This is a genomic window from Sphingomonas sp. M6A6_1c (assembly GCF_053345135.1).
This window is the reverse complement of sequence record NZ_JBKEZO010000007.1, coordinates 379,465-393,337: the sequence shown is the minus strand read 5'-3', so window position 1 is coordinate 393,337 and position 13,873 is coordinate 379,465. Positions and strand designations below refer to the sequence as shown.

Sequence of the window (13,873 nt, the reverse complement as noted above, 5' to 3'; positions counted from 1 at the left end):
CCTATCGCAGCGCCCGCGCCACCAGCCCGCCGCAATCCGCATCCACCGCGCTCGGCCCCTGCCGGCCGGTGAGCGCTCGGCCGATCGCCTTGAAGATGTTGCCGACCGACTTCACCTCCGCCGGCACGGTCAATCGGGGATCGCTGAGGCTGCCGGTCACGAACGCCGATCCCGGCAGCCGCAGCAGGCTGTTTCCCTTGGGCGCGCCGGTCAGCCGCAGGTCGATCCGCTCGTCGGGGAAGCGCACGATTCCCGTGCCGCGCAACTGGCTCGCGCTGGTGTCGACCACCAGCGGCGCCGCGGTGCCGCGCCCGCCGCGCACCGGCAGCGCCAGCACGAGGCAGCGCAGCCGCGCGCTGTCGTCGCCGCCGGCGAGCAGCGCCCGCCCCGCGTCGAACCCCAGCGCCGCCGCATAACGTGCCGGCAGGCTGCCGTCGCGGATGGTGAAACCGATCCTGCCGTCGGATCGCCCGATCGCCGCGCGGATCGTGTCGCCGCGCCCGCGCAGCCGCGCCAGTGCCTCGACCCGCCCGGTGAACGCGCCCGCGGCACCGTCGAACGCCTCCACCCGCGTGCCGACCAGCCGCAGGTCGACCGCCAGCGTCGGCGTCTTCGCCCCGCCGCGCTGGTCGACCGTCACGCTGCCCCGCGCCGTCCCGCCGGCGAGCCGCACGGTCAGCGGCGCGACCCGCAGCCGCTGGTGGTCGAGCGCCAGCACACCGTCGATCCCCGTCACCGACGTGCCGCCGCCATGGCTGAACACGCGCGCGACGTGCACCGCGATCCGCCCGTCGGTGCGGTCGATGTTGGCGAGGTCGATGCGGGTGTTGGGCACCAGCCGCGGTCCGATCGCGCGCTCCAGCGCGGCACCCTTGGCGAGCCCCTCGTCCGACGAGAGGTCGTCGAAGTCGAACCGCCTCGCCGTCACCGCGCCGTCCAGCCTGGTGCGTCCGTCCTGTTTGTCGACGGTGACGTGACCGGCGATGTCGGACCGGCCGATCGTGCCGTCGAGGTCGGTGACGATCCACCGCGGCGACGCGTGGCGGACGTGCGCGGTCAGCGCCACCGGCTGCGTCCCGAACAGCCCCGCCTCGATCACCGCGTCGATCAGCCGAAGGTCGGCGGCGCGCGCCGCGACGTCGAGCGTCATCGCATCGGTATCGAGCGGCCGGTCGGTCGTGCCCGTCGCGCGCATGTGCAGCGCGGCGCCGTCGATCGTCGCGGTGAACGCCCACGGCCCCGCCGCCGGCTGCGCGACCGAGGCGCCGGTGAGCGCGATCCGGACCGGCGTGCCGCGGATCGTCCCGCTGCCGCTGGCGCTCAAGCCCTTCGCGTCCGATGCGAAGGCGACGCGCGCGCTGCGCTGCCGTTTGTCGTCGCGATAGGCGATGATGCTGTCGCTTACGGTCAACCCTTTGAGATCGGTGGACGATCCGCCGCGCTCGGGTCCGCCGGGCCGCGACCAGTTGGTCCGCCCGTCGGCGGCGCGCACCAAGGCGAGCTGCAATCCGTCGACGACGATGTCGCGCGGCTTGAATGTGCCGGTCAGCAGCGGCCACACCGGAAAGCTGACCTTCGCCTCGCGCAGCCGCAGGAAATCGCCGCCGCCCGCCCAATCCGCCTGCGCGATCCGCACCCCGCGCACCGCGATCGTCGGGGTGAAGCCGAACCCGTCGGTCCGCGTCATCGCCGCGATCGTCACCGGCCGCCCGAAGCGCTTGCTCAGCCGGTCGGCGACGACGCTTTTGAGCATCCCAAATGGAAAGGCCGCGATGACGAGCAGCGCGGTCAGCGGTACGACCGCGGCGATGGTCAGCAGGAGGAAACGCCTGCCCGGCCTCACACCCATTGTTCGGCCCGAGCCGCAAGGCATCCTAACATGCATCATGGACGCGCATCAGGCCGACATGGTTCCGAAATGGTCAGAAGTCGATCGCGATACCCTTCAGCTCCCAATCGCCGTAGCGCGTCGGATCGAGCCCGAGCGGGTCCGGCTGCGCGAACGTCTTCGCCTCCGGCTGCGGCACCGGCGGATTGCGGCTCAGATAGGCGGGCGGCTTCACATGGTCGGGACGTTGGCCCATCGCAGCTCTCCGGTCTAAGGGGTGGATTCCATAACGGTTCCCCATATCGTCCCCTCATATCGTCCTCGCACCCAGGTAAGACAAGTTTGCCCCGTCCCAAGACCAACGATTCCGACGCGCTCGGCACCCCCTCCCGCCGCGCCGCGCTGCGCCTGCTCGATGCGGTCCTGCGCCGCGGCGAGCCGCTCGAACAGGCGCTCGTCGCCGCGACGCGCCACGTCTACGGCCCGGACCGCGGCCTCGCGCATGCCATCGCCGCCGAGGTGCTGCGCCGGCTGCCCGATCTCGACGCGCTGATCGATTCGGTCACCGAACGGCCGCTGCCCGACGATGCCAAGGCGCGGATGGCGCTGCGCATCGCGCTGGTCCAGGCGCTCGTCCTCGGCACGCCGCATCATGCCGCGATCGCCACCGTGCTGCCGCTGGTCGACGGCGGCCCGCGCAAGCTCGTCCATGGCGTGTTCGGCGCGATCGTCCGGTCGGGCGTGCTGCTTCCCGAAATCCCGGCGCTGCCGCCGCTCGCCGAATCGCGCTGGGAGCGCGAATGGGGCGCCGAGATGATCGAAGGCGCGGCGCTGGCGATCGCCGCCCCGCCGCCGCTCGACGTCACGCTCGCCGATCCCGCCGAGACCGATCATTGGGTCGCCGAACTCGGCGGCACCAGTCTGCTGCCCGGCCACGCCCGGATCGCCGACGCCGGCTCGGTCACCGATCTGCCCGGCTTCGCCGAGGGCCGCTGGTGGGTGCAGGACATCGCCGCCTCGCTGCCCGCGCGACTGCTCGCCGACGCCGCGCGCGGCACCGCGATCGACCTTTGCGCCGCGCCCGGTGGCAAGACGCTGCAGCTCGCGGCCGCCGGCTTCGCGGTGGCCGCGGTCGACGTCTCCAACGCGCGCATCAAGCGGCTGCGCGAGAATTTGTTCCGCACGCGGCTGAAGGCGGAGGTGATCGCCGCCGACGTGCTCAAATGGGCGCCCGCGGAGTCGGCCGATGCGCTGCTGATCGACGCGCCGTGCAGCGCCACCGGCATCTTCCGCCGCCACCCCGACGTGCTCCACCGCGTCCACCCGCCGATCATCGAGGAGATGGCGGCGCTGCAGGCGCGCCTGTTCGCGCGCGCCGCCGACTGGGTGAAGCCTGGCGGCACGCTCGTCTTCGCGACGTGCAGCCTCGAACGGCAGGAAGGCGAGGACCAGCTCGCCCGCTTCCTGTCCGCGCGCCCCGATTATGCGATCGACGCGCCCGATCCGGCGCTGCTGCCGGCGGGTATCCCCGTCCACCCCGACGGCTACGTCCGCACGCTGCCGGGCATGCTGACCGCGCAAGGCGGCTGCGACGGCTTCTTCATCGTCCGGCTGAAACGCGCCTGACCCAATCCTCCCCCGCCAGGGGGAGGGGGACCGCCACGCGCCAGCGTGGTGGTGGAGGCAGCGCTTCGCGCTGCCACCTCCCCCTGGCGGGGGAGGAATTGGCGAGCCGCTTCCAGTCCCTGCACGTGGCGATCCCGCGTAACGCCGTCGACGCTGGCGGATCACCCGGAAAACGCGTCACCCCGGACGTGTCCGAGACCCCTTCGAAACTGCCCCAGTGCTCCTGCGAAAGCAGGAGCCCAGGAGTCCCGCACACCGTAAGACGTTGTTTTGCGTGACTCTAGGCTCCTGCTTTCGCAGGAGCACCGTGCGTCTCCACCGCCGATGCGGACGTTCGCGACGTTTCGACCCGTTCCGGGGGCCACCCCTGCGGCGGGGAGAAAGGCCGGCGACCGCGCCTTCCCCTCGCAGCGCGGCGGACCCGCAACACGGCCGCCGCACAATTGGTTAACCCCGCGCCCATTCCGCTCCCCAAGCGCATTGTAATAGAAGGACAGGCGGTTAGAGAGAAAGGCCATGCAACCGGTCCGTATCGCTCCCTCCATCCTCTCCGCCGACTTCGCCAAGCTGGGCGAGGAGGTCCGCGCGATCGATGCCGCGGGCGCCGACTGGATCCATATCGACGTGATGGACGGCCATTTCGTCCCCAACATCACGATCGGCCCGGCGGTGGTGAAGGCGCTGCGCCCGCACACCATTAAGCCCTTCGACGTCCATCTGATGATCTCGCCGGTCGACCTTTATCTCGACGCCTTTGCCGAGGCTGGCGCCGACGGCATGACCGTCCACCCGGAGGCCGGGCCGCACATCCACCGCACGATCCAGCACATCAAGGGGCTGGGCAAGCGCGCCGGCGTCGTGCTCAACCCCGGCACCCCCGCCAAGATGCTCGATTATCTCATCGACATGGTCGATCTCGTGCTGGTGATGAGCGTCAATCCGGGCTTCGGCGGCCAGAGCTTCATCGACAGCCAGCTCAAGAAGATCGCGGCGATCCGCAAGATGATCGACCAGACCGGCCGCGCGATCGATCTCGAGGTCGACGGCGGCGTCGATCCCGTCCACGCCGCGCGCTGCGTCGCCGCCGGCGCCGACGCGCTCGTCGCTGGCACCGCCGCCTTCCGTGGCGGCCCGTCCTGCTACGCCGCCAACATCGCCGCGCTGCGCGGCACCCCGGCGGCGGGATGAACGACCTGTCGCCGCTCCCCGACGCGCCTTTCGCCGAGACCCTCGCCGACACGCCGCCCGACGGGATCGAGGAGGGCAAGCGCCTGATGCGCGTCGGCGGCGATCGCGGGCTCAGCCTCGCCGAGCGCCTGTCCGAACGGCTGCACAAACTGACGTGGCGCACGCCGATCCACGGCATGCGGCTCAAGGGCCGCTATCCGCTCAAGCTGATCGCCGTGCCCGACGACCCCGTCATCGGCGACGTCCGCCGCGGCCAGGCGATGCTGCGCGGCGATCTCAGCTTCCGCGGCGAGACGCATCCGATCGACACGCTCGCTTTCAAGCGGGGCGAATGGGGCAAGCCCTTCGCCGATTACGTCCACAGCTTCGCATGGCTGCGCGATTTGTCGACGGTGGCGACGCGCGCGCAGGGTGCCCCGATCGCCGAGGCGCTGATGGCGCGCTGGCTCGGCGATTATGCCGAGCGCGTCGATCCGCTCGCCTGGCGCCCCGATCTGTGGGGCCGGCGCCTGCTGTTCTGGACCGCGCATGCGCCGCTGATCCTGTCGTCGACCGATCTTGTCTACCGGTCCAGCGTGCTCAACACGCTGGCGCGCGGCGCCCGCCATCTCGATCGCGGCGCCGACAAGGCGCCGCCCGGCGCGCCGCGCATCGCCGCCTGGTGCGGCGTCGTCGCGGCGGGGCTGCTCATCCCCGGCGGCGACCCGCGCCGCAGCTTCGGCGAGGCGGGGCTCGCCCGCGCGCTCGCCGGCGGGCTCAGCGAGGATGGCGGCTCGGTGTCGCGCAGCCCGGTGATGCTGCTCGAAACGATCATGCTGCTCGCCATGCTGCGCGAAACCTATGCGGCGCGGCGCGAGGAGATGCCCGCCGCGGCGCAGACCGCGCTGACCCGTGCCGTGCCGGCGCTGCTCGGCGTCACCCATGGCGACGGCATGCTGTCGAGCTGGCAGGGCGGCGGCCCGGCGATGCCCGACGCGCTCGCCGCGGTGATCGCCGCCAGCGGCGTGCGCACCCGGCCGCTGCGCCAGGCGCGCGACTGGGGTTATCAGCGGCTCGCCGCCGGGGGCGCGGTGCTGATCGTCGATGCCGCGCCGCCGCCGGTCGCCAAATTGGTCGAGGGCGGCTGCGCCTCGACGCTCGCCTTCGAATTCTCGGACGGCGAGACCCGGCTGATCGTCAATTGCGGCGGTGCGCGCGCCGCGGTGCCGCAGCTGCCGGCGGCTTATGCAGAGGGGCTGCGCACCACGGCGGCGCATTCGACGCTGGTGGTCGGCGATTCCAACTCGACCGCGATCCTCGCCGACGGCACGCTTGGCCGCGGTGTCGCCGAGGTCGAATTGTCGCGGCAGGAATCGGACGTCGCCAGCCGCATCGAGGCGAGCCACGACGGCTATGTCCGCCGCTGGGGCTTCCTCCACCGCCGCCAGCTCATGCTGACCGGCGACGGCAAGGAATTGCGCGGCGAGGATGCGCTGCTGCCGCAGGGGCGCCGTCGCAAGCTCGGCGTGGTGCCGTTCGCGGTGCGCTTCCATCTCGGCGCGCAGGTCGAGGCGTCGCCGACCGCCGATGGCCTCGCCGCGCTGCTCCGCCTGCCCGGTGGCGCGCTCTGGCAGTTCCGCTGCCGCGGCGGCACGCTGACGATCGAGGATTCGCTGTGGATCGACGGCGAGGGCCGGCCGGTTCCGACGCAACAGCTCATCGTCAGCGGCGAGGCGCCGGCGGGCGGCGCCAACGTGAGCTGGGCGCTCAAACGCGCGATCTGACCTGTTCGGACGCATGTTCCGCCGCTAGGGGGACGCGCGACTGCCGCAAAGGAAGACCATGTCCACCATCTCCATCAAGCGCGCCCTGCTGTCGGTCTCCGACAAGACCGGCATTGTCGAGCTTTCTCAAGCACTTGCCGCGAAGGGCGTCGAGCTGGTCTCGACCGGCGGCACGGCGAAGGCGTTGCGCGACGCCGGCCTCGCCGTGCGCGACGTGTCGGACCTCACCGGTTTCCCCGAGATGATGGACGGCCGCGTCAAGACGCTCCACCCGATGGTCCACGGTGGCCTGCTCGCCGTCCGCGACGACCCCGAGCATGCCGCGGCGATGGCCGAGCATGCGATCGGCGCGATCGACCTCGTCGTCGTCAACCTCTACCCGTTCGAGGCGACCGTCGCCCGCGGCGCCGACCGCGATACGGTGATCGAGAATATCGACATCGGCGGCCCCTCCATGGTCCGCTCCGCCGCCAAGAACCATGCGTATGTCGCGATCGTCACCGACCCCGCCGATTATGCCCTCGTCGCGGCCGGCGAGACGACGCTCGACCAGCGTCGCCTGTTCGCCGCCAAGGCCTTCGCCGCCACCGCCAGCTACGACGGCGCGATCGCACGCTGGTTCGCCACCGTCGATCAGGCCGAGGCCTTCCCCGCGGTGCTGCCGGTGACGATGACCCGCGCCGCCTCGCTGCGCTATGGCGAGAACCCGCACCAGTCCGCCGCCTTCTACACCAGCAACGACGGCGTCCGCGGCATAGGCCAGGCGCGCCAGGTGCAGGGCAAGGAGCTGAGCTACAACAACCTCAACGACGCCGACGCCGCGCTCGAACTGGTCGCCGAGTTCCGCGACGCCGCGCCGACCTGCGTCATCGTCAAGCATGCCAATCCCTGCGGCGTCGCCACGGCGTCCAGCCTCGCAGCGGCCTATGCCGAGGCCTTCGCCTGTGACACCGTTTCGGCGTTCGGCGGCATCATCGCGGTCAACCGCCCGCTCGACGCCGCCACGGCAAGGGCGATCACCGGCATCTTCACCGAGGTCGTCGTCGCCCCCGATGCCGACGAGGAGGCGCTGGCGCTGTTCGCCGCCAAGAAGAACCTGCGCCTGCTGCTGACCGGCGATCTGCCCGATCCGGCGCGTGCCGGCCTCTTTGCCAAGTCGATCGCTGGCGGCTGGCTGGTGCAGGGCCGCGACAATGGCACGCCGGGCGAGCTCAAGGTCGTCACCAAGCGGGCGCCGACCGAGCAGGAACTCGCCGACTGCCGCTTCGCCTGGACGATCGCCAAGCACGTCAAGTCGAATGCGATCGTCTACGCCAAGGACGGCGCCACCGCCGGCGTCGGCGCGGGCCAGATGAACCGGCTGGAATCGGCGCGCATCGCCGCATGGAAGGCGAAGGACGCCGCCGACAAGGCGGGCTGGACGACGCCGCGCACGATCGGCTCGGCGGTCGCCTCGGACGCCTTCTTCCCCTTCGCCGACGGCCTGCTCGCCGCGGTCGAGGCGGGGGCGACCGCGGTGATCCAACCGGGCGGCTCGATCCGCGACGAGGAGGTGATCGCCGCCGCCGATGCCGCCGGGCTCGCAATGGTCTTCACCGGCATGCGCCACTTCCGCCACTAAAGCCTGTAGCCCTCCCCTCGCGGGGAGGGCTTCAAGTCCTGGAAAAGCACCTACCTGACGGGCGATCCCACGTTGGGCAAGGTCGCCTCCTCGGCATTGGGCATCTTGCCGAACAACGCCCGGTCGGCCGGGCCGAATGCCCATTTCCACAGCACGAACAGATAAGTCGCCGCGATCGCCGGTTCGCCGCCGGCGAGTTCGAGCCATTCGAACCGCGGCGGCAGCGCGGTGAACAGCCCGCCCACGAGCGTCGCCGCGACCACCGCCCACAAGAGCGGCCAGCGCCACGGCGACACCGGCGCGGCGAGGATGCGGGCGAGCAACGTCGCCTTGACCACCGACGTCAGCGCCACGCTGACCATCAGCGCCACCGCCGGCCCCGCCGCTTGCCACGTCGTCGGCCAGCCGAGGCGCCGCATCGCGAAGATCAGCGCGAAGCTCAACGCGATCTGCACCGCGAGCATCACCACCGAGATGATCAGGTTGCGATGCCGCGCGGTATAGACCAGCGCCGATTCGCATACCGCGCCGGTCGAGGCGAGCACCTCGGCGGTCAGCAGGAAGCCCAGCGCCGCGCTGCCCGCGACGAATTGCGGCCCGACCACGCCCATCACCGCGCCAGCAGGGATCGACCCCATCAACGCAAGGCCCGCCTGCGCCGCCATGATCCAGAACGCGACCTGCCGCACCTGATGCGCGATCGCGGCACGGTCGTTGACCGCGAGGCTCTTGGTGATGACGGGACCAAGGATCGGGTCGAAGCTGGTCTTGAGCTTCTGCGGCAGGGAGGCCACCTGCTGCGCCATATAATAGATGCCGACGATCTTCGGCTCGAACATCACGCCGAGGATGAACCGGTCGACGTTGCGGCTGCCCCATTCGAGCGCGTCCGCGCCGGCGAGCGGCGCATTGGCGCGGGCGAGCGCGAAGAGCTGCCCAGGATGCGGCGACCAGCCGCGCGGCAGGCCGTAGCTGCGCAGGAACGGCACGAAACTGGCGATCAGCGCCGCGGTCATCGACGCGACATAGGACAGGACCAGCCCGTCCTTGATCGTGAAGAAGGAGAAGACCCAGGCGGCGATCGAGATCGTCCACGGCTCGACCACGGCGCGCGCGGTCACCGCCGCCTTGACGTCGTGGCGATAGGCGAGCGCCGACAGGCTGACGTCGGACCACGCCACCGCGACGATGATGCACGGCAGGAAGCGGTCGAGCCCGGTGACCTGCGTATTGGCGTACATCACCTGTGGGAAGGCGATTAGCACCGCGCTCGCCGCGATCGACAGGATGAAGGCGAGCGCCAGCGCATCCCAGACGACGCAGACATGCGGCTGGTCGGACGACGACAGCGCCTGCGCGAGCCCGCGCTTAAGCCCGAGCGTCGCTACGAGGGCGGCAAGCTCGACCACGACGACGGCGAGCGCGAAGCGGCCGACGAGGTCCGGGCCGTAGAGGCGGCCGGCGATGAACAGGAACGGGATGCGCGCGGCGAGGCGCAGCACGAAGCCGGCGATATTGGTGCGACCGCCCTTGGCGAGCGCGTCGATGTCCTTCGATTCGGTCACGGGTTGGCGATCGTGAGCGTCTCGCACCCAACCTCACCCCACCGGCGCCGCGCGCCTCCCTCCCTCTCCCGTCGGGAGAGGGCGAAGACGCCAAGGGCGGCGCAGGGTGAGGGTGAGTGCGAGACGGTAGCGATCAATGCGCCGCCCCCCAGCTCACGCCCGTCCCGATCTCGATCCCGAGCGGCACCGACAGCGTCACCGCCGGCTGCGCCGCCTCGGCCATCACGCGCTCGATCACCGGCTTGGCCGCCTCGACATCGCCCTCGGGCAGTTCGAACACGAGTTCGTCGTGCACCTGCAACAGCATCTGGACGTTGGGCAGACCCGCGGCGAGCAGTGCCGGCTCCATCCGCACCATCGCGCGCTTGATGATATCGGCGCTAGTGCCCTGGATCGGCGCGTTGATCGCGGCGCGCTCGGCGCCCTGCCGCTCGTGCTGCACCTTGCTGCGGATGCGCGGAAAGTGCGTCTTGCGGCCGAACAGGGTGGTGGTGAAGCCGCGTTCGCGCACGCTCTGCGTCGTCTCGGCGATATAGGTGTTGATGCCGGGGAAGCGCTCGAAATAGCGGTCGATCATCGCCTGCGCCTCCTCGGCGCTGACGTCCAATCGCCCGGCGAGGCCCCAGCGGCTGATGCCGTAGAGGATCGCGAAGTTGATTGTCTTGGCGCGGCCGCGGGTGTCGCGGTTGACCTCGCCGAACAGCTCCATCGCGGTCAGGCTGTGGATGTCGTCGCCATTGGCGAAGGCGTCGCGCAGCGCCGGCACGTCGGCCATATGCGCCGCCAGCCGCAGCTCGATCTGCGAATAATCGGCGGCGAGGATGACGTTGCCCGGCTCGGCGACGAAGGCGTCGCGGATCTGGCGTCCGACCTCGGTGCGGATCGGAATGTTCTGGAGGTTTGGTTCGGTCGAGGACAGGCGCCCGGTCTGCGCGCCAGTGAGGCTGTAGCTGGTGTGGACGCGGCCCGTCTTCGGGTTGATCTGGGCATGCAATGCATCGGTATAGGTGTTCTTGAGTTTGGTGAACTGTCGCCAGTCGAGCACGCGCGCGGCGATCTCGGCGCCCGGTGAATCCTTGTCGGCGGCGATCCGCTCCAGCTCGGTGACGTCGGTCGAATAGACGCCGGACTTGCCCTTGCGGCCGCCCTTGATGCCCATCCGCTCGAACAGCACGTCGCCCAATTGCTTGGGGCTGCCGATCGTGAACGGCGCACCGGCGAGGCCGTGGATCACCGTTTCCAGCCCCGCGATCTGGCCGCTGAATTCGGCGGACAGGCCCGACAGCCGCTCGCGGTCGACCTTGATCCCGCGCATCTCCATCCGTGCAATCACCGGCACCAGCGGCCGGTCGACCATCTCGTAGACGCGCGTCGCCTCTTCAGCAGGCAGCCGCGCCTTGAACCGCTTCCACAGCCGGTAGGTGACGTCGGCATCCTCGGCGGCGTAGCGCGTCGCCGCCTTCAGATCGACCTCGTGGAAGCCGCGCTGCGTCTTGCCGGTGCCGACCACGTCCTTGAACGCGATGCAGCTGTGCGAGAGGTGCGTCGCCGCCAGTTCGTCCATGCCATGGCCATGCAGCCCGGCGTCGAGGTCGAAGCTCATCACGATCGTATCGTCGTGCGGCGCGATCGCGATGCCGTGCAGCCCGAGCACGATCATGTCGAACTTGAGATTGTGCCCGATCTTGAGCACCGATGCGTCCTCACAGAGGATCTTGAGCCGGGCGAGCGCCGCGTCGCGTTCGATCTGCGGCGGCGTCTCGCCGAACAGGTCGCTGCCGCCATGGCCGAGCGGGATATAGCACGCCTTGTTGGCGCCGAGCGCGAGGGAGACGCCGACCAGATCGGCGCCGGTCGCGTCGGTGCCGGTCGTCTCGGTATCGATCGCCACCCAGCCCTGATGCTGCGCCTGCACGATCCAGCGGTCGAGCGTCTCGACGTCGATCACGGTTTCATAGGCGTCGTGCTCGCACGGCGGATCGGCCTCATAGGGCACCGAGGCGGGCGCGGGGACGGGATCGTCGGCGACCTGGCCCAATTTGGCGAGCAGGGTACGGAAGCCGTGATGTTCGAGGAAGGCGCGCAGCGGCGCGTCGGGGATGCCCTTGAGCTCGAGATCCTCGAGCGGTTCGGGCAGCGCGACGTCGCAGCGCAGCGAGACGAGTTCGCGGCTCAGCCGCGCCATGCCGGCGTGCTCGATCAGATTGTCGCGCAGCTTGCCCTTCTTCATCCCCTCCGCGGCGGCGAGGACGGATTCGAGATCGCCGTGTTCGAGGATCAGCTTGGCGGCGGTCTTCGGGCCGACGCCGGGGACGCCGGGTACGTTGTCGACGCTGTCGCCCATCAGCGCGAGCACGTCGCCGAGCTGCGTCGGTGCGATGCCGAAGAACTTCTCGGCGACATGCTCCGCGCCGAGCCGGCGGTTGTTCATCGTGTCGTAGAGGTCGAGACCCGGCTCGATGAGCTGCATCAGGTCCTTGTCGGAACTGACGATCGTCACCGACCAGCCCTGCGCCAGCGCCGCCTTGGCATAGCAGGCGATGATGTCGTCCGCCTCCAGCCCCTCGGTCTCGATACACGGCAGCGAGAAGGCGCGGGTGGCGTCGCGGATCATCGGAAACTGGGGGACCAGATCCTCGGGCGGCGGCGGCCGGTGCGCTTTATACTGATCGTACAGATCGTTGCGGAAGGTCTTCGACGATTTGTCGAGGATCACCGCCATATGCGTCGGCCCCTCCGCCGCGTGCAGTTCGTCGGCGAGCTTCCACAGCATCGCGGTATAGCCATAGACGGCACCGACCGGCTCGCCGTGCTTGTTGGTGAGCGGCGGCAGGCGATGATAGGCGCGGAAGATATAGCCCGAGCCGTCGACGAGATAGAGATGGGGCATCGTGGTGGCGTTTACCCGATCGGCCGGGCGGCACCAACCTCTGCTTGGGGGGCATGCCGGGTTTGGCGGAGTGTGGCTTTGGGGTAACAGAGCCTTCGTCATCCCGGCGAACGCCGGGATGACGAAAGGGGTCAGGCTCCCGTCGCCCCGCCCCCGGCGTAACTCGCCACCGCCGCGGCGACCGACTGGATCAGCCGTTGGCGCTCCTGGATCGGCCGTCGCGAATCGCCGATCATCACCGCGATCGCATAGCGGCGCCCGTCCGGCGCGGTGAGCAGGCCGACGTCGTTGAACCCGGCGTTGCGGCCGCCGAGGTCCTGGCCGGTGCCGGTCTTGTGCGCGATCTGCCAGCCGGCGGGCAGGGCGGCGCGCAGCCGGGCGCGGCCGGTGACCGAGGCGCCCATCGTGTCGAGCAGGATGCGGGTCGAGGTTTCGGTGAACAATTCGCCGCGGGCCAGCCGCGACAGCGCGTCGGCGATGGCGAGCGGCGCGGCGCCGTCGGGCGGATCGTTGACATAGGCGTCGAGCGCGGCGGCGCGCGCCTCGGGCGAGAGGCGCGAGCGCGCCGCCTCGAAGCCGCCGCCGACCGCCATCGCCTGGCTCCACGTCAGCCCCGCCGTCTTCGACTGGAGCAGCCGCTCGCCGGGGCCGAAGCGGATGTCGCCCAATTGCTTGCGCTCGATCATCGCACGCACCGCGGCGGGACCGCCGACATAAGTGAGCAATCGGTCGTTGGCGGTATTGTCGCTGTGGGTCAGCGCGCGGGTGAGCAATTCGCCCACCGTGGTGTGATAGCCGTCGCCCTTGACCAGCATCGCGATCGGCTGGTGGAACAGCGTCAGATCCTCGGGCCGCACGACGACGGGATCGTCGAGCCGCGCCTTGCCCTGGTCGCGCAGGTCCATCAGCGTCATCGCGACCCACAATTTGCTGACCGACTGCTGCGGCAGGCGGGTGCGCGCGCCCGGCGAGGTCACCGTCCAGCCTTCGTCGACCGCGCGGATCGCAATGCCGAACTTGCCGTCGAAATCGCGTGCGAGCGCGTCTATCGCGCCGGTCAGTTGCGCGGGGGCGACGCGGCGCGGCGCCGGGGCGGCGGCGGGGATCGGGATCGATACGGCGAGCGCCGGCGTCTCGGCCGGAGCGGGACCGCTGCCGATCGGGCGCGAGGTCGAGCCGCAGCCGGCGAGGGCGGCGCAACTGGCGATCATCAGGATCGATCGGGCCGGACGGCCATACGCTATCATACTGGAGTAGGGGCCTCAGCTGGCAAGGCGATGATCCTTATCCGAGGAACGGTGCGGAGGAACCGGCGATCGGGTCGGCTGCGACGAACCGCGGCACCGGTACGGCGAATCGCGGGGCACTATTGCCGCGGCCCGTCCGTTACTG

At 70.4% G+C, this 13,873-nt stretch carries 9 protein-coding genes; 4 read left to right on the top strand and 5 right to left on the bottom strand.

Features of this window, described 5'->3' with window-relative positions:
* Position 1: 1 nt before the first annotated feature.
* Together ACLBWH_RS17120 and ACLBWH_RS17115 are read right to left on the bottom strand one after the other, a co-directional pair.
* Positions 2 to 1,843 (bottom strand): AsmA family protein, encoded by a 1,842-nt coding sequence (locus tag ACLBWH_RS17120; protein WP_447800040.1) that lies wholly within the window; start codon positions 1,841 to 1,843, stop codon positions 2 to 4.
* A 79-nt stretch (positions 1,844 to 1,922) separates the two neighbouring features.
* The gene (locus ACLBWH_RS17115) at positions 1,923 to 2,084 is read right to left on the bottom strand and encodes a DUF1674 domain-containing protein (RefSeq protein WP_447800038.1); all 162 of its coding nucleotides are present in this window, start codon (positions 2,082 to 2,084) and stop codon (positions 1,923 to 1,925) included.
* An 86-nt stretch (positions 2,085 to 2,170) separates the two neighbouring features.
* Between ACLBWH_RS17115 and ACLBWH_RS17110 the strand changes: the two genes are divergently transcribed.
* The 4 genes from ACLBWH_RS17110 to purH all read left to right on the top strand — a co-directional run bounded on the left by ACLBWH_RS17110 (position 2,171) and on the right by purH (position 8,026).
* Positions 2,171 to 3,454 carry an RsmB/NOP family class I SAM-dependent RNA methyltransferase gene (locus tag ACLBWH_RS17110; RefSeq protein WP_447800037.1) on the top strand — a complete coding sequence of 428 codons (1,284 nt, stop codon included), beginning with the start codon at positions 2,171 to 2,173 and terminating at the stop codon, positions 3,452 to 3,454.
* A 516-nt stretch (positions 3,455 to 3,970) separates the two neighbouring features.
* Positions 3,971 to 4,642, top strand: coding sequence for a ribulose-phosphate 3-epimerase (gene rpe / locus ACLBWH_RS17105; protein WP_322848388.1), 672 nt, complete (start codon positions 3,971 to 3,973; stop codon positions 4,640 to 4,642).
* A complete protein-coding gene (locus ACLBWH_RS17100; protein WP_447800036.1) occupies positions 4,639 to 6,405 on the top strand; it encodes a heparinase II/III family protein in 1,767 nt (588 codons plus the stop codon). The genes rpe and ACLBWH_RS17100 overlap by 4 nt, the downstream gene beginning before the upstream one ends.
* 58 nt (positions 6,406 to 6,463) lie before the next feature.
* Positions 6,464 to 8,026: a bifunctional phosphoribosylaminoimidazolecarboxamide formyltransferase/IMP cyclohydrolase gene (gene purH, locus ACLBWH_RS17095; RefSeq protein WP_447800035.1), complete on the top strand. Its 1,563-nt coding sequence runs from the start codon at positions 6,464 to 6,466 to the stop codon at positions 8,024 to 8,026.
* Between the two features lie 50 nt (positions 8,027 to 8,076).
* On the opposite strand, the gene ACLBWH_RS17090 is transcribed toward purH, so the two are convergent.
* From ACLBWH_RS17090 to ACLBWH_RS17080, 3 genes are all read right to left on the bottom strand, one after another.
* Positions 8,077 to 9,591: a lipopolysaccharide biosynthesis protein gene (locus ACLBWH_RS17090; RefSeq protein WP_447800034.1), complete on the bottom strand. Its 1,515-nt coding sequence runs from the start codon at positions 9,589 to 9,591 to the stop codon at positions 8,077 to 8,079.
* Between the two features lie 133 nt (positions 9,592 to 9,724).
* On the bottom strand, positions 9,725 to 12,481 hold the full coding sequence (gene polA, locus ACLBWH_RS17085; RefSeq protein ID WP_447800032.1) for a DNA polymerase I: 2,757 nt from the start codon (positions 12,479 to 12,481) through the stop codon (positions 9,725 to 9,727).
* Between the two features lie 131 nt (positions 12,482 to 12,612).
* On the bottom strand, positions 12,613 to 13,692 hold the full coding sequence (locus ACLBWH_RS17080) for a serine hydrolase (RefSeq protein ID WP_322848392.1): 1,080 nt from the start codon (positions 13,690 to 13,692) through the stop codon (positions 12,613 to 12,615).
* Positions 13,693 to 13,873: the final 181 nt, after the last annotated feature.